This is a genomic window from Nonomuraea sp. KM88 (assembly GCF_052245635.1).
In the GTDB taxonomy this organism is placed as follows: domain Bacteria; phylum Actinomycetota; class Actinomycetes; order Streptosporangiales; family Streptosporangiaceae; genus Nonomuraea.
The window spans coordinates 50,538-75,562 of sequence record NZ_JBQQCC010000004.1 but is presented as its reverse complement, the minus strand read 5'-3'; the positions used below and the strand labels follow the sequence as shown (position 1 = coordinate 75,562).

At 71.2% G+C, this 25,025-nt stretch carries 23 protein-coding genes; 9 read left to right on the top strand and 14 right to left on the bottom strand.

Translation table 11 applies throughout. The features are described 5' to 3' along the window. Window positions 1-154: 154 nt before the first annotated feature. Together ACTWPV_RS13640 and ACTWPV_RS13635 are read left to right on the top strand one after the other, a co-directional pair. Window positions 155-775, top strand: a complete 621-nt coding sequence (locus tag ACTWPV_RS13640) for a TetR/AcrR family transcriptional regulator (RefSeq protein ID WP_347645610.1) — start codon at window positions 155-157, stop codon at window positions 773-775. A gap of 7 nt (window positions 776-782) precedes the next feature. Continuing rightward, the gene (locus ACTWPV_RS13635) at window positions 783-2,297 is read left to right on the top strand and encodes an FAD-binding oxidoreductase (RefSeq protein ID WP_443152019.1); all 1,515 of its coding nucleotides are present in this window, start codon (window positions 783-785) and stop codon (window positions 2,295-2,297) included. 170 nt (window positions 2,298-2,467) lie between these two features. Here the strand turns inward: ACTWPV_RS13635 and ACTWPV_RS13630 are convergent, their stop codons facing one another. From ACTWPV_RS13630 to lhgO, 6 genes are all read right to left on the bottom strand, one after another. After that, window positions 2,468-4,195, bottom strand: coding sequence for a GTPase (locus tag ACTWPV_RS13630; protein WP_443152018.1), 1,728 nt, complete (start codon window positions 4,193-4,195; stop codon window positions 2,468-2,470). Then, a complete protein-coding gene (locus tag ACTWPV_RS13625; protein ID WP_443152442.1) occupies window positions 4,192-6,009 on the bottom strand; it encodes an ABC transporter in 1,818 nt (605 codons plus the stop codon). Before ACTWPV_RS13625 ends, ACTWPV_RS13630 begins: the two co-directional genes overlap by 4 nt. A 62-nt stretch (window positions 6,010-6,071) precedes the next feature. Then, entirely contained in the window at window positions 6,072-6,728 is a 657-nt protein-coding gene (locus ACTWPV_RS13620; RefSeq protein WP_443152441.1) for a response regulator transcription factor, read from the bottom strand. 65 nt (window positions 6,729-6,793) lie between these two features. After that, entirely contained in the window at window positions 6,794-8,203 is a 1,410-nt protein-coding gene (locus ACTWPV_RS13615; RefSeq protein ID WP_443152440.1) for a sensor histidine kinase, read from the bottom strand. Continuing rightward, the gene (locus ACTWPV_RS13610; protein ID WP_347645605.1) at window positions 8,203-8,895 is read right to left on the bottom strand and encodes a response regulator transcription factor; all 693 of its coding nucleotides are present in this window, start codon (window positions 8,893-8,895) and stop codon (window positions 8,203-8,205) included. The genes ACTWPV_RS13615 and ACTWPV_RS13610 overlap by 1 nt, the downstream gene beginning before the upstream one ends. 17 nt (window positions 8,896-8,912) lie before the next feature. After that, complete coding sequence (lhgO, locus tag ACTWPV_RS13605) at window positions 8,913-10,115, bottom strand: L-2-hydroxyglutarate oxidase (protein WP_443152017.1); 1,203 nt, start codon at window positions 10,113-10,115, stop codon at window positions 8,913-8,915. A 70-nt stretch (window positions 10,116-10,185) separates the two neighbouring features. Here lhgO and ACTWPV_RS13600 point away from each other — a divergent pair, with 70 nt between their 5' ends. Both ACTWPV_RS13600 and ACTWPV_RS13595 read left to right on the top strand, forming a co-directional pair. Continuing rightward, window positions 10,186-10,584 (top strand): hypothetical protein, encoded by a 399-nt coding sequence (locus tag ACTWPV_RS13600; RefSeq protein WP_347645603.1) that lies wholly within the window; start codon window positions 10,186-10,188, stop codon window positions 10,582-10,584. Between the two features lie 135 nt (window positions 10,585-10,719). Continuing rightward, the gene (locus ACTWPV_RS13595) at window positions 10,720-11,286 is read left to right on the top strand and encodes a hypothetical protein (RefSeq protein WP_443152016.1); all 567 of its coding nucleotides are present in this window, start codon (window positions 10,720-10,722) and stop codon (window positions 11,284-11,286) included. A gap of 7 nt (window positions 11,287-11,293) precedes the next feature. Here the strand turns inward: ACTWPV_RS13595 and ACTWPV_RS13590 are convergent, their stop codons facing one another. Beyond that, window positions 11,294-12,304, bottom strand: coding sequence for a hypothetical protein (locus tag ACTWPV_RS13590; protein WP_443152015.1), 1,011 nt, complete (start codon window positions 12,302-12,304; stop codon window positions 11,294-11,296). Window positions 12,305-12,438: 134 nt separating this feature from the next. Between ACTWPV_RS13590 and ACTWPV_RS13585 the strand changes: the two genes are divergently transcribed. Beyond that, window positions 12,439-12,756 (top strand): hypothetical protein, encoded by a 318-nt coding sequence (locus ACTWPV_RS13585; protein WP_347645600.1) that lies wholly within the window; start codon window positions 12,439-12,441, stop codon window positions 12,754-12,756. A 3-nt stretch (window positions 12,757-12,759) separates the two neighbouring features. Here the strand turns inward: ACTWPV_RS13585 and ACTWPV_RS13580 are convergent, their stop codons facing one another. Then, entirely contained in the window at window positions 12,760-12,939 is a 180-nt protein-coding gene (locus ACTWPV_RS13580; RefSeq protein WP_443152014.1) for a hypothetical protein, read from the bottom strand. A gap of 224 nt (window positions 12,940-13,163) precedes the next feature. On the opposite strand from ACTWPV_RS13580, the gene ACTWPV_RS13575 reads away from it, so the two are divergent. Further along, window positions 13,164-13,478, top strand: a complete 315-nt coding sequence (locus tag ACTWPV_RS13575; RefSeq protein WP_347645598.1) for a hypothetical protein — start codon at window positions 13,164-13,166, stop codon at window positions 13,476-13,478. 14 nt (window positions 13,479-13,492) lie between these two features. On the opposite strand, the gene ACTWPV_RS13570 is transcribed toward ACTWPV_RS13575, so the two are convergent. Beyond that, window positions 13,493-14,749 (bottom strand): MATE family efflux transporter, encoded by a 1,257-nt coding sequence (locus ACTWPV_RS13570; protein WP_443152013.1) that lies wholly within the window; start codon window positions 14,747-14,749, stop codon window positions 13,493-13,495. Between the two features lie 97 nt (window positions 14,750-14,846). Here ACTWPV_RS13570 and ACTWPV_RS13565 point away from each other — a divergent pair, with 97 nt between their 5' ends. Beyond that, on the top strand, window positions 14,847-15,815 hold the full coding sequence (locus ACTWPV_RS13565) for an aldo/keto reductase (RefSeq protein ID WP_347645596.1): 969 nt from the start codon (window positions 14,847-14,849) through the stop codon (window positions 15,813-15,815). A 97-nt stretch (window positions 15,816-15,912) separates the two neighbouring features. On the opposite strand, the gene thpR is transcribed toward ACTWPV_RS13565, so the two are convergent. The 4 genes from thpR to ACTWPV_RS13545 all read right to left on the bottom strand — a co-directional run bounded on the left by thpR (window position 15,913) and on the right by ACTWPV_RS13545 (window position 19,892). Continuing rightward, window positions 15,913-16,470, bottom strand: a complete 558-nt coding sequence (gene thpR / locus ACTWPV_RS13560; RefSeq protein WP_443152012.1) for an RNA 2',3'-cyclic phosphodiesterase — start codon at window positions 16,468-16,470, stop codon at window positions 15,913-15,915. Between the two features lie 36 nt (window positions 16,471-16,506). Next, window positions 16,507-17,730, bottom strand: coding sequence for an MFS transporter (locus ACTWPV_RS13555; RefSeq protein ID WP_443152011.1), 1,224 nt, complete (start codon window positions 17,728-17,730; stop codon window positions 16,507-16,509). Between the two features lie 26 nt (window positions 17,731-17,756). Beyond that, window positions 17,757-18,338 (bottom strand): MarR family winged helix-turn-helix transcriptional regulator, encoded by a 582-nt coding sequence (locus ACTWPV_RS13550; protein WP_443152010.1) that lies wholly within the window; start codon window positions 18,336-18,338, stop codon window positions 17,757-17,759. Window positions 18,339-18,449: 111 nt separating this feature from the next. Next, window positions 18,450-19,892, bottom strand: a complete 1,443-nt coding sequence (locus ACTWPV_RS13545) for an NCS2 family permease (RefSeq protein WP_443152009.1) — start codon at window positions 19,890-19,892, stop codon at window positions 18,450-18,452. Window positions 19,893-19,974: 82 nt separating this feature from the next. On the opposite strand from ACTWPV_RS13545, the gene ACTWPV_RS13540 reads away from it, so the two are divergent. Both ACTWPV_RS13540 and ACTWPV_RS13535 read left to right on the top strand, forming a co-directional pair. Next, window positions 19,975-20,187 carry a DUF2530 domain-containing protein gene (locus ACTWPV_RS13540; protein ID WP_443152008.1) on the top strand — a complete coding sequence of 71 codons (213 nt, stop codon included), beginning with the start codon at window positions 19,975-19,977 and terminating at the stop codon, window positions 20,185-20,187. Between the two features lie 116 nt (window positions 20,188-20,303). After that, window positions 20,304-21,773 carry an alpha/beta fold hydrolase gene (locus ACTWPV_RS13535; protein ID WP_443152007.1) on the top strand — a complete coding sequence of 490 codons (1,470 nt, stop codon included), beginning with the start codon at window positions 20,304-20,306 and terminating at the stop codon, window positions 21,771-21,773. Window positions 21,774-21,923: 150 nt separating this feature from the next. Here ACTWPV_RS13535 and ACTWPV_RS13530 read toward each other — a convergent pair whose 3' ends face one another. Next, window positions 21,924-24,956: a sacsin N-terminal ATP-binding-like domain-containing protein gene (locus ACTWPV_RS13530; RefSeq protein WP_443152006.1), complete on the bottom strand. Its 3,033-nt coding sequence runs from the start codon at window positions 24,954-24,956 to the stop codon at window positions 21,924-21,926. Window positions 24,957-25,025: the final 69 nt, after the last annotated feature.

Here is a 25,025-nt window from a genome sequence, read left to right as displayed (position 1 = left end):
ACCTACGCGGGCCGCCGATCGGCCCGCCCGTATGGCATTGCGGCGATCGCCCGGCCGCCCTCCTGCGCGCCCGTATGCCTGGCACAATAAGCAACTTGTTCGTAGCTATGTTATTGTAGCTACGAAATAGTAGCTAGTTATCGGGACTATGGACATGGACGTACCACCGGAAAGATCCCGGCGTAGCGCCGCCGACCTGGTCAAAGCCGCGCACGAGGGGGTGATTGCCGAGACCGCCGAACGCGGGCTCGGCACTCTGACCATGGAATGCGTGGCCAAGCGGACGAGGATCGCCAAGACTTCGCTCTACCGGCGCTGGCCGACAGTGGAAGACCTGCTTCTGGAGGCGCTGCACGACGCGCATCCCGCCGAGGAGGTCTCACCCTCCGCCGACGACCTGCGCGGCGACCTCATCAAGGCACTGAACTCGATGGTCACCTGGATGATGTCGCCGACGGCCCAGGCGGCGGGCGCCGTGCTCGCCGAGCGGAACCGCCGCCCCGAGCTGTTCGACGCGCTCTATGAGCGGGTGTTCGACCTGCGCGGACGCCGGTTCACCGAGACGGTGCTGCGCCACTACGCCGCGCGCGGAGCCATCGACGCCGCACGGGTGACCCCAGTGGTCGTGGAGATCGGCGAGGCGCTGGTCACCAAGTTCGCCTACGACGACGGCGTACCGCCGGACCAGGCCCGGATCGCGGAGATCATCGACCAGGCCATCCTGCCGGCGGTTCAGGCCGGCCCATGCCCCCCGGAGCAGAACGGACAGAGGTAATAACACCATGACCACCCAACAGCAGTTCGCCGACTCCCGGAGCCTGCCGCCGGCGATCCGCCCAGACGACCCGCGCTACGCCGGCCTCGTCAGCCGGGGCAACCGCCGCTTCACCGGAACTCCCGATGAAGTGTGCCTGGCGACCTCGACCGGCGACGTCGTCCGCGCGGTCCAGAACGCCGTGACGGCCGGACGGCAGCTCGCGGTGCGCAGCGGCGGCCACTGTTTCGAGGGCTTCGTCGACGACCCGGCCGTGCGCTCGCTGATAGACATGTCGCTGATGAACCGCGTGGAATACGACGCGGAACTCGGCGCCTTCATGGTCGAGGCGGGGGCGACCCTGGGCGAGGTCTACCGCAAGCTCTACATGGGCTGGCGGGTCACCATCCCGGCGGGCCTGTTCCCCGACGTCGGCGTGGGCGGGCACATCCTCGGCGGAGGTTACGGCTACCTGTGCCGGCTGCACGGCCTGGCGGTCGACCACCTGCACGCGGTGGAGGTCGTCGTGGTGAACGACGCGGGGCAGGCCGAGAGCATCGTGGCCACGCGCCACCCGGACGACCCGCACCACGACCTGTGGTGGGCCCACACCGGCGGCGGGGGCGGCAACTTCGGGGTCGTGACGCGCTACTGGTTCCGCACGCCGGGCTCGACCGGATCCACGCCCGCCGACCTGCTGCCCAGGCCGCCCGAGCAGGTGCTCAGCTTTTCGATCGAGTGGGATTGGCAGACCCTGGACGAGCAGGCGTTCGTCACCCTGATCCGCAACCACGGGCAGTGGTTCGAGTCGGACGCCCATCCGGATTCGGCGTATGCAGGCATGTACAGCGAGCTCTATCTGTGGCGGCGGTCCATGGGCACGATCACGCTGGAAGGCCAGTTGCCCGCGGGCCCCGGCGCGCAGCAACTACTCGACGCGCACCTCGAAGCGCTGTCCCAGAACACCGTCCCGCCGTCCGCGCGGAAGGTCGAGGTGAAACCGTGGCTGACCTACGCACTCGAAGGCTCCGGGATGGACACCAGGCAGCACAACCTCAAGACCAAGGACAGCTACCAGCGCCGCCGGCTGACCGATGAGCAGATCTCCGTCGCCTACCGCTACCTCACCAGCGAGAACGTCCCCGGCCCTGGCGGCGCGCTGATCCTGCACTCCTTCGGCGGCCGGGTCAACGCGGTCGCCCCCGAAGCCACCGCCGTCGCCCAGCGCGACTCGGTGCTCAAGCTGTTCTTCGTGGCCGGCTGGGAGGACACCGACGACCAGACACCGCACCTGGCGTGGGTCCGCGAGTTCTTCAGGGACGTCTACGCCGACACGGGCGGCGTGCCCGTCACCGGCACGGCGAGCGACGGCTCCTACATCAACATGCCCGACATCGACCTCGACGACCCGGACTGGAACACCTCCGGCGTGCCGTGGCACACGCTCTACTACAAGGGCAACTACGCCCGCCTGCAGCGGATCAAGGCGACATACGACCCGCACGACATCTTCCGGCACCGTCTGTCCATCCGCCCGAGCTGAGCGTTCGACGTCCTCCTCCGAAAGGACCCATCGCGACCCCGCCGGCGACGCTCAGCCGACGGAGCCGATCGATCGACAGCAACCGCCATGCCGCGGGCCACCGCACAACGCGGCAACCCCCACAACGGGTCAGGGGCGTGCCGCAGCGGCCTGCGAGGGCTTGGCTACGTTCAGTCTGCTCGGGCCAGCCCGAGCGCGTCGGTGAAGCGGGCGTACCTGTCCAGTTCGGCTTCCACGGGATCCAGCACGAGGTCCTCGCCGACCTGGCCGATGGCCGCGCGCAGGGCCCGGGACGTACGCCGGGCCCTGCGCCGGCCGCCCGCCCAGGCGGCCAGCCTCGACAACAGCGCGACCAGCACGCCCGCGAGCGCGCCTCCCACCAGCAGCACCGTCGGCCACGGCACCACGCCGGCGGTCGGGAGCGGCGGCTGCGGCAGGCGCAGGTAGTCCATCGCGAACAGCACGCCCAGCCACAGCGCACCGGCCACCATGGCCGCGAACACCAGCCACTGCAGCGCATTCACCGCCCGCCACCACCGAGGTCGCCTGGTCGCGCCGGCGGACGTCCTCGCGACCGCCCGGTCCACGGCGTCCGCCAGCTCCTGGGAGCGCGAGCGCGCCGCGTGCCGCACCGCCGCCGCCCACGGGCCGGGCAGCCCGGACGCGGCCGCCTCGCCGACGTCCCTGATCGCCGTCTCGACCTGAGCCCGCTGGACGGCCGACGCCGCCGGAACCGACGTGCGGCCCACGATTTCGCTCCCAGGCTCCCCGCCCGGCCCTTCGATCTCCCTGCCCGCCGCGCCGGTCACGCCACCGGCCACCGCGCCCTGCGGGGCCATGCCGTCGACGCGCAGCCTCCTGAGCGGGTCCGGCCGGAACCTCCTGAGCCACCTCGTGACCGGCCACCCGGTGGCGACGATCGCCCGGTGCCGGTGCCCCTTGGCCACGGCCTCCACGACCAGCGGCACCCCTGCCGCCTGCGACAGCGCCCCGGTGAGCGCCCTGCCCAGCCCTCCCGTCAGCTGCGCCGCCCCCTCCGTGCCCCGCCCTGAGGAGCCCGGCTTCTCCACCGCACCCGGCAACCCCTCCGAGGCCCGGCCGGCGGTGGTGAGGTGGGTGGCGGCGGTCGTGACGTCGGCGGCCAGGCGGGCGGACCACGACTTACGTTCGGAGACCCGGTCCTGGAGGAGCGAGCGGAGCCGGGGCAGCCCCGTCCCGGTCCTGGCGGAGACGGCGAGCACCGGAACGCCCTGCATCCCGTCGTCGTCCAGCAGCCGGCGCATGTCGCGCAGGCAGCGGTCGACGGCCTGCGCGGGCAGCCGGTCCACCTGGTTGAGCACCACCACCGTCACGTCCCGGTGCGCGGCCAGCGGGCGCAGGTAGCGCTCGTGCAGCGCCGCGTCGGCGTACTTCTGCGGATCCACCACCCACACCAGCAGGTCGACCAGCTCCACCAGGCGATCCACCTCCAGTCGGTGGGAGAGCCGGATGGAGTCGTGGTCGGGCAGGTCCAGGAGGATGAGGCCGGACAGGTCGCCGGCGCCGGCCGCGTGGCGCTGCGGGACGTCGAGCCAGTCCAGCAGCGGGCCCGCGCCCTCGCCGTCCCACAGAGCCGCCTGCGCGGTCGAGGTCGTCGGCCTGGTGACGCCCACGGCCGCCAGCTCCGCACCGGCCAGGGCGTTGTAGAGCGACGACTTGCCGCTGCCGGTCGCCCCCGCCAGCGCGACCACGGTGTGGTCGACCGACAGGTTGCGGCGTGCCCCCGCCCGCTCGGCGACCGAACGCGCGCCGGACACCGCCTGCTCGGGCAGCCGCCCCTCGGCCAGCGAGGCCGCCTCGAGGAGGGCGGCGAGCCTGGAGTCGAGAGACGGGCCCTCCTTACGGTGCAGCAGCTTCACGGCCTCTCCTCGGGGTCGGGCGGCGTCAGACCTTGCACGGGCCCGACGACCGGAAGCTCGGCGGTGGGTGGTTCCGCCGGTCCGGCGAGTTCGGCGGCGGGTGGTTCGAGGGCGGGCGCGGGGAGTTCGGTGCGGTGGGCCTGGATGCGCTCCAGTGCCGTACGCAGCGCATCCGCCGTGTCCGCGGGCGGCTCGACCACCTCCAGCTGGGCCGTGAACCGGGCCGCCTCCTCGGCCAGCAGGGTGCGTACGCGCTCGCGCAGGTCCTCCCTGGCCCGCACGGTCAGCGTCCGTACCGCCTGGTCACCGAAGACGGCCTCCAGCAGCTTCTGCGTCAGCACGCTCGTCCCGCCGGCGATCCCCACCTCGATCCCGGTCAGCCCTCCTGTGGAGGCGAACACGGCCAGCATGAGCAGCAGCCCGGCCCCGTTCACCCCGAAGGACGCCACGCGGGCGGCCGTGCGCTTCTCGGCGCCCTCCTCGCGTACGAGGTCCAGCACGAACTCCTGCCACCCGCGCACCGCGACCTCGGCCCGCTTGGCCAGGTCGGGCGAGGCACGGCCGAGCCGGGCGGACTCGACGGCGCCGAGCCGTTCGAGCAGCCCGGGGCCGCCGGGCGCGGCGGACCACCCCTCCAGGGCACGCTCCGCGGCGCCGTCGGCCGCGCCCCTGATCAGCGCCCCGACGCCACTCTCCAGGGCGTCTCTGAGCCTGACCTCCGGCACCCGTCCCGTGAAGAAGCCGACGACGCGGTCGCGCAGCCAGCCCACCCGGCTCTCCAGCGAGCGCATGAGGTCGCCGGTGCCGATGAAGTCCTGCCAGCGGGCCAGCACCTCGCCGCGCAGCAGCGACCCGTCGCGCATGCCCTCGTCGAAGTCGGCCATGCCGCCCGCGTAGGCCGCCGTGACGATCGAGCGCAGGCCGTCGAAGGCGGCGCGCTGGCGGTCGACGGCTCCGGCCAGCGACGGCACCCGGATGGCGAGGCTGTCGAGCGCCCCCGACAGCGTCTGGCGTACGACGCGGGACCTTTCCGCGGCGTCGGAGGCCAGCCCCGCGAGCCAGGCGGCGATGGGCCGCACCATCTCGCGGGGCAGCCGGGCCTTCTCGTCGGGGAGCGGCGCCTCGGGGACGGTGAACAGCCGGGTGTCCGCCAGGCCGTTCTCGGCGAGGAGGCGGGACAGGTCGCGCGAGACGGGGTCGAGGGCGTCGGGCGGCACGCGGTCGAGGACGACGGCCAGCGCGGTGCTGCGTTCGCGGGCGGAACGCAGGAAGCCCCACGGCACCTCGTCGGCGTAGCGGGCCGCGGTCGTGACGAACAGCCACAGGTCGGCCGCGGCCAGGAGCTGGGCGGCGAGTTCCCGGTTGGCGGTCACCACGGAGTCGATGTCGGGCGCGTCGAGCAGCGCGAGCCCAGCGCCGAGCGCGTCGGACGTCACCACGCGCAGCGTGCCGGGGCCTGCGCCGGTGCCGCGGGACAGGCCGGGAAGCACGTTCTGGCCCATGAACCAGTCGCGGTCGGCGGGGCTGACCACGAGCGTGGGCACCAGCGTCGTGGGCCGCAGCACGCCCGGCTCGGCGACGTCGGCCCCGACCAGCGAGTTGACCAGCGTGGACTTGCCCGCGCCGGTGGATCCGCCGACGACGGCGAGCAGCGGCGCGTCGAGGGAGCGCAGCCGGGGCAGCAGGTAGTCGTCGAGCTGGCCGGTCAGCTCGCGCAGTGCGCGCCTGTCGGCCGCGGTCTCCCCGATCGCCAGCGGGAACAGCTCGCGGTCGAGGGGACGGCGCAGTGTCTCCAACGCGCCCAGCAGGTCCATGAACCCCACGCTACCCAGCGTGAACCACATTCACCGGCCGCGGAGCCCGAGGTGTCGCGCGCTCAGCCCGCGGGCGGCTCCCTCAGCACGTAGCCGACGCTACGGAGCGTGTGGATGAGCCGCGGCTCGACGTCGTCGACCTTGCGCCTGAGATAGGAGACGTACGACTCGACCACGCCGGCGTCGCCGCCGAAGTCGTAGTTCCAGACGTGGTCGAGGATCTGCGCCTTCGACAACACGCGCCCGGCGTTGACCATGAAGTAGTGCAGCAGCTTGAACTCGGTCGGCGACAGCCGCACCTGCCTGCCGCCCCGCCACACCTCGCGCGCGTCCTCGTCGAGCTCCAGATCGGCCACCTTGAGCCTGCTGGCGGGCCCGACCTCCCCGCGGGTGCGCCGCAGCACGGCCCGGATCCTGGCCTGCACCTCTTCGAGGCTGAACGGCTTCGTCACGTAGTCGTCGCCGACCCGCAGCCCGGCGATCTTGTCCTCGGTGGCGTCGCGGGCCGTCAGGAACAACACGGGCGTGCCGATCCGCTTGGCCACCTCGAAGCCGTCGAGGTCCGGCAGCATCACGTCGAGCACGACCAGGTCGGGCGAGGCGCGTTCCGCCACCTCCACGGCCTCCTGACCGTCGGCGGCGGTCAGCACCTCGAAACCGGAGAAGCGCAGGCTGGCGGAGAGGAGATCCCTGATGCTGGGTTCGTCGTCCACCACCATGATCAGCGCCTCGGGTTTCGTCACCTACTCAGCGTGACAAAATCACCTGAGGGTTTGCTGAAGGCTCACTCCAAGGCGAGTGGGAGTTCCACCCGGAAGGTGGAGCCGTCCTCGGGCGAGCTCTCGACCGTCACCGTGCCGCCGTGCGCCTCCACCAGCGCCTGCACGATCGCCAGGCCGAGCCCGCTGCCCCGGTCCTCCCCCGACCGGCGCGACCGGGCGGAGTCGGCCCGGTAGAAGCGTTCGAAGACCCGTTCCAGCTGGTCAGGGGTGAGCCCGGGGCCGCTGTCGGCGACCTCGATGAAGAGCGTTCCGTCGCCGGCCCCGGCACGCACGGTGATCGGCGAGCCCGGCTCGGTGTGGATGATGGCGTTGGTGACGAGGTTGCTGACGATCTGCCGCAGGCGCACCTCGTCGCCGGCGACGATCAGGGCGGCGCCGCCGATCACGTCGAGCTTCACCGCGCGGTCGGGCGCGAGGATCCTCGCATCGTGTACGGCGTCCGCGGCCAGCGCCAGCATGTCGACCGGGCGCAGCTTCAACGGCCGCTGCTGGTCCACCCTGGCCAGCAGCAGCAGGTCGTCCACGAGCAGGCTCATCCGTCCCGCGGCCTTCTCCACGCGCTGCATCAGCTCGGCGGGGTCGGCGCCGGGGTTCTGCCTGGCGTACTCGGCGAAGCCGCGGATGGAGGTCAGCGGGGTGCGCAGTTCGTGGGAGGCGTCGCCGACGAACTCGCGCATGCGCACCTCGGAACGCCGGGCCGCCGCCTCAGAGTCCGACCTGGCGGCGAACGCGGTCTCGATCTGCGCCAGCATCCCGTTGAGCGACCTGGCCAGCCGGCCCACTTCGGTACGCGGGTCGCCGTCCGGCACCCGCCGGCCCAGCTCGCCGGCCGCGATGGCCTCGGCCGTGCGCTCGATCTGGCCGAGGGGGCGCATGCTGCGCCGTACGATCGTGATGCCCACGACGGCCAGGATGAGCAGGATCCCGCCGCCGCCGAGCAGCTCGATGAGCACGAGCCGCCGGGTGATGGCGTCGACCTCCTCCAGGTCCACCGCGACGACCAGCGTGCGCCGGCGGACCATGCTCTCCAGCACCCGCCACTCGCCGTTGCCCCTGATCGCGGGCGCGTTGTAGGGCTCGGCTCCCGGCGCGGACTGCAGGACCGGCTTCGGTTTCAGGTCGACGTCACGGTCGATCAGCATCGGCTCGAACGTGCCGCCCGGCTCCTTGACCAGGACGATCGCGTCGGACTCGATGGCGATCGGCCGGTCGGAGGTCTCCCTGTCCCTCTTCCAGTCGCTCAGGACCTTCTTGTGCATGCGCAGGCTGAGCAGGTGGAGCTGGCTGTCGACCCGGTCGATGAGGTAGCCGTGCAGCACCGAGACGCTCACCAGGCCGATGAACGTCATGCCGAACCCCAGCAGGGCCAGCATCGACGCGATCAGCTTGATCCGCAGCGGCAGGCCGCGCATCACGGGTTCGGCGGCAGGCGGAGGACGTAGCCGACACCGCGCAGCGTGTGGATGAGCCGCGGGCTGCGGTTGTCGATCTTGCGGCGCAAGACGGACACGTACGACTCGACGATGCCCACCTCGCCCCTGAAGTCGTAGTCCCACACGTGGTCGAGGATCTGCGGCTTGGACAGGACCCGGCCGGCGTTCGTCATGAAGTAGCGCAGGAGCTTGAACTCGGTCGGCGACAGCGCCACGGCGTTGCCCCCGCGCCACACCTCGTGGCTCTCCTCGTCCAGCTCGATGTCGGCGAACGTGAGCCTCGGCGGCGGCGACTGCGGCTCCCCGCTCGTACGGCGCAGCACCGCGTGGATTCTGGCGATCACCTCCTCCAGGCTGAACGGCTTGGTCACGTAGTCGTCCCCGCCGATCGTGAGCCCGCGGATCTTGTCCTCGGTCTCGTCACGGGCGGTCAGGAACACCACCGGCGTGTGCAGCCCACCGCCGCGCAGCCGCCTGACGATCTCGAATCCGTCCAGGTCGGGCAGCATGACGTCGAGGACCATGAGGTCGGGGCGGTGCCGCTGCACGGCGGCCACGGCGTCGAGGCCGCTCTTGGCCGTGGTCACGTCGAAACCCGCGAACCTCAGGCTCGCGGCGAGAAGCTCGAGGATGTTCGGATCGTCCTCGACGATCAACAGGCGCGCTTCCATCACCTTCAAGGATGCACTCATCGGACGGGTGCCGGGACAATTCCGGCAATGTGCCGGGCAATGGCCAGGCTGGACGTGGCGGCGGGTGAGGGCGCGTTACGTACGAGCACGACCGGGCCGTGTACGTCCACGACGAAGTCGTCGACCATGCGGCCGTCCCGCGCCACGGCCTGGGCGCGTACGCCGCCTTCGGTTCTTTCCAGGTCGGAGGCGGTGAGGGCGGGGACGTAGCGGCGGGTAGCGCGGAGGAACTCGCGTTTGACGAGGGAGCCGTGGAGTTCTTTGAGCCCGGTACGCCAGTGGGCGCGGGCCAGACGTAGCGTCCCCGGCCAGCCAAGAATTTGCCGAGAATTGCAGTAGTTTCGCCATCGCACGGCAGAACCGTAGCCCTCATAAGCCAGGGCGAGCACCGCGTTCGGCCCGGCCAGCACCCGGCCGTCGGTCTGCCGCGTCAGATGAACCCCCAGGAACGGATAGCGCGGATCGGGCACCGGGTAGATCAACCCCCGGACGAGGTCCTTCGCCGCACCCTGGAGCGCGTAGAAGTCACCCCTGAACGGGACGATCCTGACGTCTCCCGGCGAGCCCGCCATCCTGGCCACCGCGTCGGTGTTCAGCCCGCCGCACACGACCAGGCGGTCGAAGACGAGCTTGCGCTGCCCGGCCAGCACCTCCACGCCTCCCGGGCGTTCCCTGATCGCCCTGACCGGGTGCGCGAGCCGTACGGACCCGCCCAGCTCCGCGACGTCCTGCGCGAGCCGGCGCGCGACCGCAGGGAAGTCGCAGATCGCGGTGTGCGGCGAGTGGATCGCGCCGACGCCGACCGCGTGCGGCTCGATCTCGCGCAGCGCCAGCCCGTCCAGCTCGGAGATGCCCGGCACCCCGTTGGCCCTGGCCCGCTCGGCCAGCGCGCCCAGCCGCGGCCGCTCGGCCGCGGTGCTCGCCACGACCAGCTTCCCGACCTCGACGTACGGCAGCGCGTGCGCGGCACAGTAGTCCTTGAGCAGCGCCACGCCCTCGCGGCACAGTTTCGCCTTCAGCGAGCCCGGAGGGTAGTAGATGCCCGCGTGGACGACGCCGCTGTTGTGCCCGGTCTGGTGAGCGCCGACGCGGTCTTCCTTGTCGAGCACGGTCACCTCGGCGCCCCTGGTCCTGGCCAGCTCCCGCGCCACCGCCAGGCCCACGATGCCCGCGCCCACGATCCCGATCTTCTCCGTCACATGACAATTTTCCGACTTACCGCCCTCCCCCGCCATATCCGGACGAATCGAACATGAGTACGATGTCGCCATGTACGTTCCGCCGGAGTGGCCGCCCGAGGTCCGGCCGCCGAGCGTGCCCGACTGGGAGACCTCCGCGGTGGCCTGGCTGCTCGACGCGGTGCCCCCCGACTACCGCGCCTACGAGGTGCTCAGACGGCACCCGATCGCGCTCGCCAGCATGGCCAGGCACCACGTCGCCTCGGCCGTCGAGGCCGCCCGCGCGGGCTACCGGGCGGCGGCCGTCGACCTCAAAGGACACCTGCCGCCGCACACCATCGAGGCGGTGCTCGACGTGTACCGCGAGGAGGGCCCCCGGCTGGTCCGGCTGTCACGCTCCATCGAGGTGGTGGAGCGGGCGCTGCGCGGCGACCTGTTCACCTCTACGCTGCGTGGACGCGGGCGGCCGGCAGGTCCCCCGCCGCGCTGAGGCCGGACGTCCTGACGCCGGGCCGCGAAGTCGGCGTGCTGTCACCGACAGGCCACCATTCGTGACCTCCCCACTACGATGATCGCGGCCCATGACGGGCGGCACATGTGCCGCCAGAACGCGCGAGGAGTGCGGATGCAGCCCAATCCACCGCAACCCAGGTTCCCCCAGTACGGGCAGCCGCCGATCGCGGGCGGGCCCGCGCCGTGGGGTGGCGGGCCGAGCCCGCTGGGGCCGCCACCCAGGCCGAGGGCGAACGTCGCGGCGGCCATGATCGCCGGCATCCTGGGGCTGCTCACTGCCGGCATGCTCGTCTGGTTCGCGCTCTACAACGTCGTCCACGCCAACGGGCCGGCCGGCATCTGGAACGGCGTGGTGGTGGTGAACGTGGTCGGCGGCGTCATCGGCGCCGGGCTGGTCATGGTCGCAGCAGGGTTCACGTTCGCCCGCAGGATCCCCGGCGCGTGGACGCTGTGCGTGCTCTGCGTGCTCTACGTGGTGGCGACCTTCGTGGCGCCGCTCCTGCGCGGCACGCCCTTCAGCGCTCAGCTCGCGTTCGTCTTCGGCTTCGACAAGACCAACAGCGTCGCCATAGGACTGGCGATCATCTTCTGCGTTCTGACGACGATCATTGCGGCGATCGCCGGCAGCGTGAAGTCGTACGCACCCGCCACCGCCACGATGCGGCACCCCGGCCGATGACCGGCCCTCAGCGGGTGCGGCGGGCGAGAAACGTGATCACGCCCACGGCGGTGGCGGCCGCGGCCAGCCAGATGAGAACGTCTTTGATCGTCAACCCGGACGCGCCGGCGCCGGCGGCCACCTCGTCAGGGCTCTCGTCCGGGGCCTGTTCGCGCGCCTCTTCCGGGGTCGGAGTGGGAGTCGGGGTGGCCCGCTCGGGCAGCGGGACACGGTAGACCGGGCTGCGCGGCCCCTCCGAGCCGACCAGCAGCGCCGTGCCGTCGGCGGTGTAGGCGATCGACTCGGCCTGTTCGAGCTCCGGCATCGTCACCTTGGCGATCGTCTCGCCGGAGGGCCGGTAGAGGGTCGCGGAGAAGTAGGTGCGGATGACGTACGACGAGCCGTCGGGGGCGTAGGCGGCGTCCGTGGCCATGAGGGGGGCGCTGGCGACCTTGCGCAGGATGTTCGTCCGGCCGGTGCGGAGCTTCTTCGGCGCCGCGTAGACCGAACCGGCGAACTCCTTGGACACCACGTAGAGCCGGCCGGTCCTGGGGTTGATCATGAGCCCTTCGGCGTTGCGGGCTCCGTCGGCGTAGCGGAAGCGGTAGCGGGTGGCGGGCAGGCTGGCGCTGCGCAGCGTCTGCGGCTCCATCACGCGATAGACCGAGATGTCGGGCCAGGCGCCGTCCAGGTTGTCGCCGATGTCGGCGAACCACAACACCCCCCGGCCCGTCTCCGGGTCCTTGGTCGCCGCCATCGCCTCCCAGTCTCGCGCCTGGGCGCCCTGCACCTGGAAGGTCGCTTTCGTACGGCCCCTCCCGTCGACGGCGTAGAATGTGGGGGCGGCGGCGCTGTCGTTGTGCGTGTAGAAGACGCCGTCGTACGTCGGTGACACGGCCAGGCCGCTGGACTCCGTGATCGCGGGATCGCGGAAGGTGAAGAGCTTCTCCGTGCCGTCGTCCGCCGCGTAGGCGGGAACGGCGGACAGACAGCAGATCGCCGTGACGACCGCGAGCATCCTGATCACGACATCCCCCACGCCGCCATCATGCCCCACCCACCGGCCACCCGGTCCGCACGACAGCACCGGCAGCCGCATCGGTGAAGACGCAACGTCAAGGTCTCGCCACGCTCCGACAAGGACATTCGCGCCGGCCAAGCTAACCTGACCGAATGATCATCACTAATCGCCGTTTGGCCACCGTGTTCGCCGCGACCGTGCTGGCGGGAGGCGGGGCACTCATGGCCGCGCCCGCCGCCGGCGCCGCCACCTCATCCGCGGCCGCGGCCGTCATCTGCCCCTACCAGGTGAAGACGAAGACGACTCCCAAGTGGCTGTCCGCCACCACCGTCTACATCAAGGGCTGGTGGAATTACCAGGACATCGTCAGCGTCTACCAGGGCTCCGGCAAGTTCGGCCGGGTGAAGACGACCTCCGGCTACTGGGCCACCGCGACCGACCTCACCAGCGCGGGACAGTGCCGCTCCTGAGTCTCAACCGGCCACCTTGGCGCCGTGGCGGTGGAAGCCGGTGCCCTGCAGCACCACCAGCAGCACGTTGGCCACCGCCATGGCCGCCCACAACCCGGTGATGCCCCAGGTCCTCGCCATGGGCACGGCGGCCAGGACCAGCAGCCCGTACCAGCGGGTACGGCGGGCGCGAAACATGATCACGCCCACGGGCGGTGGCGGCAGGAGAGGCCCGTTCGTTCGTGCCGCGGAACAAGGTGGACCGGACTGCGCGGCCCCTCCGAACCGACCAGCAGCGCCGTACCGTCGGCGGCGTAGGTGACCGACTCGGCCGCACGACAGGCGCCACGCCCGAGTGGAGGCAGCGCTAATAATCTCGCTACCCGCCGCTAAGGACATCGTCGCGGGCCGCGGCCTAGCCTTTCGGCATGATCACAAAAACGAGCCGTCTGGCTGTGATGCTCGCCGCCACCGTGATGGCGGGGGGCGCGGCGCTGGCCACCGCACCCGCCGCCGGCGCAACCACCTCGACCGCTACCGCGGCCACCCAGTGCCCCTTCGAGGTGACGAAGAAGACGCCCCGTTACAAGGGCTCGACGGGCAGCAAGGCCGACGGCTATTTCAGCAAGGGAGCCATCGTCTACGTCACGTCGGGCTCGTTGACGAACGGGCGGCTGCAGGTCTCCCCGTACTGGGTCGACAAGGACCACGTCAAGGGCACTGGTGGGGCGTGCCGCGGATGAGCCGGTCCTGAGCCTCAACGGGCCAGCCTGGCGCTGTGGCGGTGGAAGCCGGTGCCCTGCAGCACCACCAGCAGCACGTTGGCCACCGCCATGGCCGCCCACAACCCGGTGATGCCCCAGGTCCTCGCCACGGGCACGGCGGCGAGGACCAGGAGCCCGTACCCGATGGCGAAGTAGCCCAGGCTGGCCCCCGAACGTTTGAGTGCGGTGAGCCCGGTCCCCTGCACGGCCTGGGCCGCGTCGGCCATCGACGCCAGCGCCATGAGCGGGAGCAACGCGAGCACGCGCTCGCGTACCCCGGGATCGTCGCTGAACAGCGTGACCAGCGCCGGGCCGAACCCCAGCAGCAGGCCCGCGCCGGCGAGCGAGGCCGCGAGGGCGAGCAGGGCCGCCGTCCTGTTGGCCCGCCGCGCCCCTGCCGGGTCGGCGGCGCGGGCGATCTCCGGGACCGCGACCTGGCCGATAGAGAGCGAGGCCATCATCATGAGCGCGGTGAGCGTGGTCAGCACGGCGTGGGCGGCGGTGTCACGCGCGCCGGTCCCGCCCGCGGCGAGGGTGACGACCCCGAGCACCGCGAATTTGATCAGTACGGTGCCCGCCAGCGGCACGCTCACCCTCGCGAGCTTGACGATCTCGCCGATCCGTGGTCTGGCCTGCCCGATCGGGCCGCCGAGCGCGCGACGCAGCAGGAGGCTCGCCACGACCGCCGCCGCGACTCCCCCGGCCACCCACGCGATGCCCACCCCGGTCAGCCCGAGCGACGGCACCAGCGCCACGGTGAGGACGCTCAGCAGCAGCCCGAAGGTCAGGGACGGCCAGAGCACGCTGCGGTTGCGCCCGAGCGCCACCAGGATGGTGCTCGCGCCGCCGGTGGAGGCGAAGACCACGAGGTAGACCGCGACGAGGTACGGCAGCGCGCCCAGCTCGCGCACCACTGCGCCGGGCACCCCCGTGGCGTGCGCCAGCAGCGGAACGCAGATCACCGCGAGCGCCCCGGCCGCGCCGGCGGCCATGCTGAGCCAGCGCGCGTCCCGCACGATCGGCACGGCCGCCGCGGGCGAGTCCCTGTGCTGGGCGACGAACGGCCCCAGCCCGCGCAGCGCGCCCTGCACGGTCGCGGACGCCGGGTTGAGCACGGCGGTCATGACCGCGAAGGCGGCGAGGGCGACGGTGTCGTACCGGCCGAGCACGGAGGTGACCACCAGCGAGCCGATCATGCCCGTGACCATGGCCAGGAAGAGCGGAACGGCCGCCCTGAGCAGGGCGATCACAGGGAGAGACGGCGCGGCAGGGAATGCCCCATTTCTCGATAGATCACGACTGGATCCTATGGCCTGGAGCGCACTCCAGGTACTTAGGGTTGAGAGCATGGATTACGTCAATCTCGGACGCAGCGGCCTCCAGGTGAGCCCGCTCTGCCTCGGCACCATGAACTTCGGCCCGCTGACCACGGAGGAAGACTCCTTCGCGATCATGGACCGGGCTCATGAGCTGGGGATCAATTTCTTCGACACCGCCAACGTGTACGGCTGGAAACTCGGCGAGGGCATCACCGAGAACATCATCGGCCGGTGGTTCGCTCAAGGCGGCGGGCGCCGGGAGAAGACGGTCATCGCGACCAAGCTGTACGGCGGGATGAGCGACTGGCCCAACGACCAGAAGCTGTCGGCGCTCAACATCCGCAAGGCCTGCGACGCCTCGCTGAAGCGGCTGCAGACCGACTACATCGACATCTACCAGGCCCACCACGTCGACAGGAACACCCCGTTCGACGAGTTCTGGGAGGCCATGGAGACCCTGCGCCAGCAGGGCAAGATCATATACGTGGGCTCCTCCAACTTCGCCGGCTGGCACATCGCCAAGGCCCAGGAGAGCGCCGCCAGGCGCAACACCACCGGGCTGGTCAGCGAGCAGTCGCACTACAACCTGCTGACCCGCGCGGTCGAGCTGGAGGTGCTGCCCGCCTGCGAGGACTACGGCCTCGGCGTGATCCCGTGGAGCCCGCTGGCCGGCGGCCTGCTCGGCGGCGTGCTGCGCAAGATCGACAAGGGCCGGTCGGCCTCGGACGCCGTGGTCAAGCAGCTCGAGAAGCACCGCGACCAGATCGAGCAGTACGAGAAGTTCTGCGACGAGCTGAACGAGGACCCGGCGTACGTGGCCCTCGCCTGGCTGCTCAAGCAGCGGGCGGTCACCGCACCGATCATCGGCCCGCGCACGCTGGAGCAGCTCGACGGCAGCATGCGGACCCTGGAGATCGAGCTGGACGAGGCCGCGCTGGCCCGGCTCGACGAGATCTTCCCCGGCCACCGCACCGCGCCGGAGGACTACGCCTGGTAGTGCTCAGGTCAGCAGGGCGCCGACCACGACGATCAGCAGCAGCAGGCCGAGCACGATGGGCAGCAACCAGGAACGAGGACGATCCACGCCCTGGAGCCTAGCCCCGCTCGGAGGGTGCGAGCGCCCATTCGGCGAGTGACTCGTACCTCACCTGCGGTCCGGTGTGGCTGCGGACGAGACGGACGTGCTCCGCCCGCCACGGCGAGCCGCTGAATCCCGACAGCGACTCGATCAGCGGGCGGAGGTCCGTCTCCGTCTTGGCTCTGGCCAGCGTGAGGTGCGGGTGGAACCGTTTGCCGTCCGTCTGCCCGGCCCCCGCCCGGCGGGCGCCGGCCTTGACGGAGTCGGCGAGCCGGGTCATCGAGTCGCCCGTGACGCCCACCCACAGGACCCTGGCCCGGCGGGCGGACGAGAACGCGCCGAAACCGTCGAAGGCCAGGTCGAGCACGCTGTAGCGGCGCACGGCACGGGCCAGGCGCAGCTCCAGCTCGGGCAGCGCCCGCTCGGGCACCTCGCCGAAGAAGGCCAGCGTGATGTGCCAGGTGGCCCGGTCGGGCCAGCGCAGGCCCAACACCTGCCCGACGTGCGGCGCTATCGCGCGGGACACCTCGTCCAGCGCCTCGTCGGGCGGCACCAGGGCCGCGAAGAGCCTCATGCCATCCGATTGTGCCCCGTGGCGGGGAGGGGTCGCTCAGGCCGTGGCGAGCGACGGCCTGCGTACCCGCGAGCTGATCAGCCGCGTCACGAGGACCGCCAGCCCTGTGCCCGCCAGGACGAGCACGCCCGACAACATCACGCCCGTACGCGGCCCGCCGAGCTCCGAGAGCCAGCCGATGAGCGGTGCGCCGAGCGGCGCCCCGCCGGTGAAGACCAGCATGTAGATGCCCATGACCCGCCCCCGCATGTCGGGGGAGGTGGCGAGCTGGACGCTGGCGTTGGCGGCCGTGTTGATGGTGATCAGCGCGATGCCCGTGGGGACCAGCAGCAGCAGGTAGACGGGGTAGAACGGGGCCAGCGCCGTCGCGATCTGGAACAGGCCGAAGCCGATCGCCCCGGCGAAGAGCACCTTGCGCGACAACCGTGCCCTGCGCGCCGCCAGCAGCGCCCCGCCGAGCGCGCCCACCGCGAACATGCTGGAGGCCAGGCCGAACGAGGACGCGCCGGCCTTGAACACCTCGCGTGCCATGAGCGCGATCGACATCGAGAACGACTGCGAGAACATCGACACGAACCCGATGAGCAGCACCGGCATGAGCAGTTCTTCGTGCCGCACCACGTAGCGCAGCCCTTCGCGGAGCTGGCCCTTGGCCCTGGGCACGCGCTCGGAGACGTTCAGCTCCGAGCTGCGCATGAAGACCAGGCTGGAGATCACCGCGCCGAACGTCAGCGCGTTGATCAGGAAGATCGGGCCCGTCCCGCCCAGCACGTAGATCAGCAGACCGGCGAGCGCCGGGCCGACCACGCGGGCCAGGTTGAAGATGGAGCTGTTCAGGGCGATCGCGTTGGACAGGTCGTCACGGCCGACCATCTCGACCACGAACGCCTGCCGCGTCGGCACCTCAACGCAGGAGATCATGCCGAGCAGGAACGCCATCGCGTACACGTGCCACACCTGGGCCGCGCCGGTCATCGTCAGCACGCCTATGGTCAGCGCGAGCGAGGCCATCAGCACCTGGGCGCCGACGAGGATGGGCCGCTTGGGGTAGCGGTCGGCCAGCACGCCGCCGAACATGCCGAACAGCAGCATGGGCAGGAACTGCAGCGCGGTGGCCGTGCCGAGCGCCGCCGCGCTGCCGTTGGTCAGGTCGAGCACCAGCCAGTCCTGGGCGGTGCGCTGCAGCCAGGTGCCGACGTTGGAGACGGCGCCCCCGGCCGCGAACATGCGATAGTTACGAACCCTGAGCGACCGGAACATTCCGGTCCTGGGTTCTTCAGGCTCCTCTAGATCCGGCTGAGCTTCTCCAGGATGGGCGCCGCCTGCCGGAGAATCGCCCTCTCCTCGGGGGAGAGCTCTTTCAGCCGCTGTGTCAGCCACGCCTCCTTGCGGCGCCGCTCCTCCTTCAGCAGCTTCTCGGCGGCCTCGGTCACGGTCACGGTCACCTGGCGCCGGTCGGTCGGGTGCGGATGGCGCGCGACCAGGCCGCGTTCCTCGAGCTTGGCGATCACACGCGTCATCGAGGGCGGCTGCACCTTCTCGAGCTCGGCCAATTCGCCGGGGGTTATCCCGAAATGCTGTTCCGTCTGGCTGTCGTGCCCGCTTTGCTGCTCGTGGGGTGGTGGCGAGCTCCTGCGCTCGCTCTGATTGTCGCGCCCGCTTCGCCCCTCGTTGGCTCGTTCCTTGCTCACTCCTGGCGAGCTCCTGCGCTCGATGGCGGCGAGGGTCGCGAACTGGGTGGGCGTCAGCGAGTGCGCCGCTGCCTGTCGTCGTAGGCGCCTGGTCAGCCTTGCCAGAGAAACGCGCAAGGCCGAAGCCAGGCCTGCGTCGCTGCGCAGGTCCGTCTTGTGCTGGGGTTTGGTTAGCATGAGTCATTACCTTTGCTAACTATAGGCGAAGGCAGGATATTTCCCTAACCGGTTTTTGCCCTCCTGGATACCAGGAAGCCGTCCCGCACGCGCGAGACGGCTCCCACCTGCTCAGACGCCGAAGAGCGCGCGGATCGGTCCGATCGCGAAGTAGAGCACGAAGAGGATCGTGACCGCCCACAGCAGCGGATGGATCTCCCTCGCCTTGCCCCGCACCGCCTTGATCAGCACGTAGCTGACGAAGCCGGCGCCGATGCCGTTCGAGACCGAGTAGGTGAAGGGCATGACCACGACGGTGAGGAACGCCGGAATCGCGATCTCGTAGTCGTTCCAGTCGATGTCGCGGATCGAGGTCATCATCAGGAAGCCGACGACGACCAGCGCGGGTGCCGCGGCCTCGTACGGCACGACCGTGACGAGCGGCGCGAAGAAGATCGCCACCAGGAACAGCAGGCCGGTGACCACGCTCGCCAGCCCCGTGCGCGCGCCCTCGCCGACGCCGGCGGCCGACTCGATGTAGGTGGTGTTGGAGGAGACGGAGCCCGCGCCGCCGGCCGCCGCGCCGATCGAGTCGACGAGCAGGATCTGCTTCGTACGCGGGAGCGTCCCGTCCTCCTGGATCAGGTTCGCCTGGCGGCCGACGCCCACCATGGTGCCCATGGTGTCGAAGAAGTCAGTGATGAGCAGGGTGAAGACGAACAACACGGCCAGAAGCACCGATATCCGGCTGAACGCCCCGAAGGGGTCGAACTCCGTGAACAACACCAGCGGGTTGTGGAAGCCGAGGATCTGCTCGGGCATCGTGGGCACGTTCAGCTGCCAGCCGCCGGGGTTCTCCGCCGAGAACGCGCCCGAATCGGTGAGCAACTCCACGATGATCGCCAGCACGGTCGTGCCCGCTATGCCGAGGAGGATGGCGCCCTTGACCTTCCGCGCCACCATCGCCGCCGTGGCCAGCAGCCCGACCACGAACACGAAGATCGGCCACGAGGTGAGGTTGCCCCCGATGCCCATCTCCAGCGGCGGCCCGGCCGGCACCCGCCGTACGAATCCCGCGTCCACGAAACCGATCAGCGCGATGAACAGGCCGATGCCGACGCTGATGGCGGTCTTGAGCTGGGCGGGAATGGCATGGAACACCGCCACCCTGAGCCCGGTCAGCACCAGGATGGCGATGATGACGCCTTCGAGGAAGACCAGGCCCATGGCCTCCTCCCACGTCATCACGCTGGCCAGGTTGAACGTGACGAAGGCGTTCAGGCCGAGCCCGGCCGCCATCGCGAAGGGCACCCGGCCGATGACGCCCATGAGGATCGTCAGCACCCCCGCCACGAAGGCGGTCCCGGCCGCGACCAGCGCCACGTTCGGCGTCGTGCCGTCACCGATGACCTGCTTTTCCACGTCCGTGCCCGTGGCAATGATGATCGGGTTCAGCACCACGATGTAGGCCATGGTGAAGAACGTGGCCAGACCACCCCGCACCTCGCGGGAGACGGTGGAACCTCGTGCGGAGATTGCGAAGAAATGATCTATTTTGCTACGTCTGTCGCTCACGACGCGAACAGTGGCAGGCGCGGTGAGCTGCGGAAAGAGCCAGTAATGATTTCGAGACCCGATTGCAAGCTAGGGTGGACACGTGAAGCAGCAGTGGCACCCCGACCCTGAGCCGATCAAGACCAACGACACCGCCGCCGTGGCCGTCGGCACCGCCGTGTGGGCCGTCGCCCTGATCGCCCTGCTGATCGTCAGTCCCGCCCCGGAGAACACGTGGTGGATCTGGACCTGCGTGACCGGGGTCGCCTTCGGCCTGTTCGGCATCTGGTTCGTGCGCAGGCCCGGCCGGGAGTGACCGCAGTGGTCCGTTCCGGCTGACATTCGTCATCTCCCGCTGCTCCTCGAAGTCACCCCCAAGTAGTGTTTCCGCCCACTACGTCAGCACTTCTCCGGTGAACCATGCTTATAGGCATGAAGAAGCCCATAGCGACATTCCTCCTGGGCGCGGCGGTTCTCACGGCCTGCGGCACCACCGGCGAACCCGCCCCGGCTGCCAAGGGCAAGGACAAGGACACGGGAAGCGTGGCCTGGGCCCAGTGCACGGATCTGGTGGGCCCTGACGGCAAGCCGATCCCCCCGCCCGCCGGCACCGAGTGCGGCACGATCGAGGCCCCCCTCGACCACGCCGACCCCGGCGGAGAGAAGATCGACCTCGCCCTGATCCGGATGAAGGCCACCGGCGACCGCCTCGGCTCGCTCGTCTTCAACTTCGGCGGTCCCGGCGCGTCAGGAGTGGACACGCTGGCGCTGGCCGGCCGGGCCTTCGCCGGCCTGAACCAGCGCTACGACCTGGTCAGCTTCGACCCGCGCGGCGTCGAGCGCAGCGCCGGCGTCAAGTGCGGAGGGCAGGTCGACAAGCTTCTGTCCGCCGAAGCGGAGGCCGACGCGGACCGGCTGGCCAAGGAGTTCGCGCAGGCCTGCAAGAAGGACTCCGGCAAGATCCTGCCGCACGTCGGCACCGTGAACGCCGCCAAGGACCTCGACCTCATCAGAGCCGCGGTCGGCGACAGGCAGCTCAACTATTTCGGCTTCTCCTACGGCACCCACCTCGGCGCCGTCTACGCCACCCACTTCCCCAAGAACGTCGGCCGTTTCGTCCTCGACGGCGCCTTCGACCCGACGGTGACCTTCGATGAGCGCGCCGTCATCCAGGCCACCGGCTTCGACCAGGCCTTCGACGCCTTCGCCAAGGACTGCGTGGCCCAGAGCTGCGAGCTGGGCGCCGACCCCGCGGCCGTCGAGAAGACCGTCGAAACCCTGGTCGACAAGCTCAAGACCGAGCCGCTCAAGGTCGGTGACCGCGAGCTCACCTACAGCATGGCCCAGCTCGCCGTCATCACCCCGCTGTACGCCAAGGCGAGCTGGCCGGTGCTGGAACAGGCCGCCGCCGCGGCGCTCAAGGGGAACGGCACCGCCCTGCTCGCCCTGGCCGACTCCTACACCGGCCGCAAGGCCGACGGGACGTACTCGACGATGATGACGAGCCTGCAGGCCATCAACTGCGCCGACAACGCGGACCGGCCCACGGCCGCCGAAACCGCCAGGACCAACGCCAAGGTCAAGAAGATCTTCCCCATCCTGTCGGTCGAGGGCTCGGGCGAGGCGTGCGCGCACTGGCCGGTGCCCGGGAACGACGACGCCAAGCGCGTCGACGCGACGGGCTCCGCGCCCATCGTCGTGGTCGGCACCAAGGGCGACCCGGCCACCCCCTACCGGTGGGCCCCCGCGCTCACCGAGCAGCTCAAGACCGGTGTCCTGGTCACCTACGAGGGCGAGGGCCACGGCGCCTACCTGACCGGCAACGGGTGCGTCATGAAGACGGTGGACGCGTACCTGCTGGAGGGGAAGGTGCCCGGCGAGGGCACCAGCTGCGCCGCCTGACCTCTCCGCGATCGCCGCACCCCCACGCGCCACCGGACGCGCGGGGGTGCGCCGGACCCCAACCTGGGACCCGCGGTGACACGGCCGGGAGGGGTTCGGCCGAGGGAGGACGCGGGGCCGGGCACGTGAAGGGCGGGGCGCCGGCCGGGGTCAGGAGAGGTCGGCCTCGGCAAGCAGGAGAGGAACCGCCTGGGGATCACGCAGCAGGGCGGCCACCGCGAGCCGGTCGTTCCACTGCCCCGTGGCCCACGCCAGCCCTCTGGCCAGCCCGTCGACCCCCGTGCAGTGCACCGCCCCCTCGAAGAACCGCCACGAGCACTCGACCCCGTCGACGAGCAGTTTCTCGTGCTGCACGTACGTCTCCGGCGCCGTGGGCAGCAGGGAGCGCACCTCGCGAGGCACCTGCAGGACCTCACCCTGGGAGGTGACCTCGCCGGAGGCGAGCTCTCCCGCCAGCGGCAGGTCGAGCAGCTCCGACAGCGCCTCGGCCAGGTCGTAGGGGGCGAGCACCAGCGGCCGGTCGGTGACGAGCTGCAGCAGGTCGGGGGCTTCGACCACCACGACGTCGTCGGCCGGGGCCACCACGATGGAGCCCTTCTGCACCGTGCGCACGCGGGAGGGCGGCGCGACCCTGGAGGGATCGACGGCGGCCAGGGCGACCCACAGGGCGCGCAGTTGCGCCCGGTCGACCTCGATCGACTCGTCGGCCATGAGGTCGAGCAGTTCTTCGGGACCGCCGTGGGAGTCGAGCAGCGCGGGCAGCGTGGTGCGTACGCCGAGCATGGACAGGGCGCCCTCGTCGAGGCCCGCGGGAGCGTCGGCGTAGAGGCCCTGCAACAGGGGGTCGGCGCCGGGGAGCCGCAGCTCCAGCGGCCTGCGCCCGCCGAGCACGGGGTGGCGGGCCAGCCACCACGCGGTGTAGGAGGGCACCTCCACGCCCTCGACGCGCAGCGGGTGGAGTGCGGCGCGCAGCGGCGGCCTGGTCAGCAGCTCGAGCGCGGCCGGCCAGTCGGCCACGAGCTCCAGGTCGCGCACCGCCACGAACTCGGGCACCAGCGGCGGCACGTCGAGCTCGGGCAGCAGGTCGAGCACGTGGTCGAGCCAGTCGTCCTCGCCGTCGAGGTCGTGGTCGCACTCGTCCTGGTCGAGCAGCACGTCGGACTCGTGCACGAGCGCGAAGCCGTCGAGCACCCCGGCGGCCGCGAGCACGCGCGAGCCGTAGGTCTCCGCCAGTTCCGAGGCGGCCACGCCGAGGTGGGTGTCGGGCTCGATCAGCCCGGCCAGCGCCCCGTCGGCCAGCATGAGCTCGCCCGCGGGATAGAGCTCGCCATCGGTGCCGCGCAGGGCCAGCTCGGCCAGCCACGGCGCCTCGCCGGGCGCCAGACCGGACGCCTCCACCAGGGACAACACGGCCCGCGCCACCGGCTCGGGGTCGGGGCTGTCGAGCGACTGCGCGACGGCGGCCTTGGTCAGCGGGTCGTCGAGAATCGTCCGGGGCGTGGCCTCGGCGGCGCCGAGCCGCAGCAGCGCGGGATGGGCGGCCTCCGGGTGCACGATGCGCAGCCCGAGCGGCGTCAGGTCGAGGTCGGCGCCGCCGTCGGTCAGGATGAGCGTGCCGCGCGGCCCTCGCACGAGCCGGCCGTCGGTGAGCGGCACCGGCAGCGCGCCCAGCGACTCGGGATCGTCGACGGGCAGCACGTCGTAGAGCGAGCGCCACCACGCCGGCTCGCGCGCCTCCACGGCCTCACCGGACAGCAGGTCGACGACGTCGGCCAGCTCGACCCTGCGCACGCCCAGCGACGTCATCGCCGGATGCCTGGCCGGCCATCCGGCGGGCAGCAGCCCGGGGACGAAGCCGGCGACCGTCTCGAGCAGCTCGGCGGAGGCGCCCGCCACGACGGCGGCCTCGCGGCCCGCGACCACCCATCCCTCGTCGCCCGGCTCGGCCGCCGGGTGCTCGACCCGCCACTCGGCGTCGGGCTCGTAGACCTCTGCCTCGGCGAACGTGGGTGTCTGGACGGCCGGCGCGGGCGCCGACAGCGCGGGCAGCAGCGGCGTCTCGGGCAGCCGGGCCAGCACGGCCCTGCGGATGCGCGCGTCGAGCTCGCCCTTGCCCATGAGGGACGGGACCAGGTCGAGCAATCTGGACGTGCGCGGCAGCTCCTGGAGCAGCCGGACGTAGGCGTCGGCCACCCGCTCGACCAGGAAGTCGGTGAGCAGGCCCTTGGCGACGTGGCGGCGGTCGGTGGCCATCGGGAACGACGCGATCAGCAGCGCGGGCAGGTCGAGCGGCTCGTCGCTGGGCGTGGGCGCGTGCACGACGGCCGGCACCGTGCCGGGTGGCGAGCCCGGCTCGCCGGTGCCGGTCACCGGGACCGCCCAGCGCAGTGACCAGTAGGGGCGGGCACGCTCTTCGGTGGGCCTGTCGGCGAAGAGCCTGCTCACCTCGTCCGGCGTGAACTCGCCCGACTCCGACACGACGTGCCAGCCGTCGGCGACGACCGTGCGGACCGACCCGTCGACGTCGATCTCGATGGACTCCAGCGCGGGCATGCCGAGCAGCAGCGCGGGGCTGGTCTCGTTGAGCATCCGCCGGACCGCGTCGACGGCGGCCTGGTCGCGCAGCGGAAGGCGGACGAGCGTGTCGAAACCGTCGGGTACGTCGAGCGGCGGCGCGTCGTACGGCAACCGCAGCAGCGGGACGTGCCCCGAGCGGTCGGCCAGCTCGGAAGCCAGCTCGGGGATCTCCGCCACCGCGGCGGAGGTCTCAGCGCGCGACCAGCGCACGGAGCCGTGCCCGCGCGAGCCGATGGCCGGCTCGTCGCAGACCGAGACCACGGCCGCGAACCCGACGCCGAAGCGCCCCGCCGCGCCGGCGTCGTCACGCTTGCCGGAGACGCGCAGCGTCGACAGGCCCTCGACGCCCGTGGCGTCGAGCGGCGCGCCGGTGTTGGCGGCCGTCAGCACGCTGCCCTGGAGGGTCAGCCGCAGCACCCCTGGCACGCCCGCCTGCAACGCCGCGTCGGCGGCGTTCTGCGCCAACTCGACGATCAGCCGGTCGCGGTAGCCGCCGAGCGCGAAGTCCTCCTCCGCGTTGGCGTCTTCGCGGAACCGGGCAGGCGAGGCCGTCCAGGCGGAGAGCACGGCCGCTCGCATCCGGTCGGTGCCGTAGGTGTCGCTCATCTATCACGATCCTGGTGTGAGGGTAGGGGGCCACCGTAGGTTAGCGGCCTTCACCGACAGGCGAGGCGC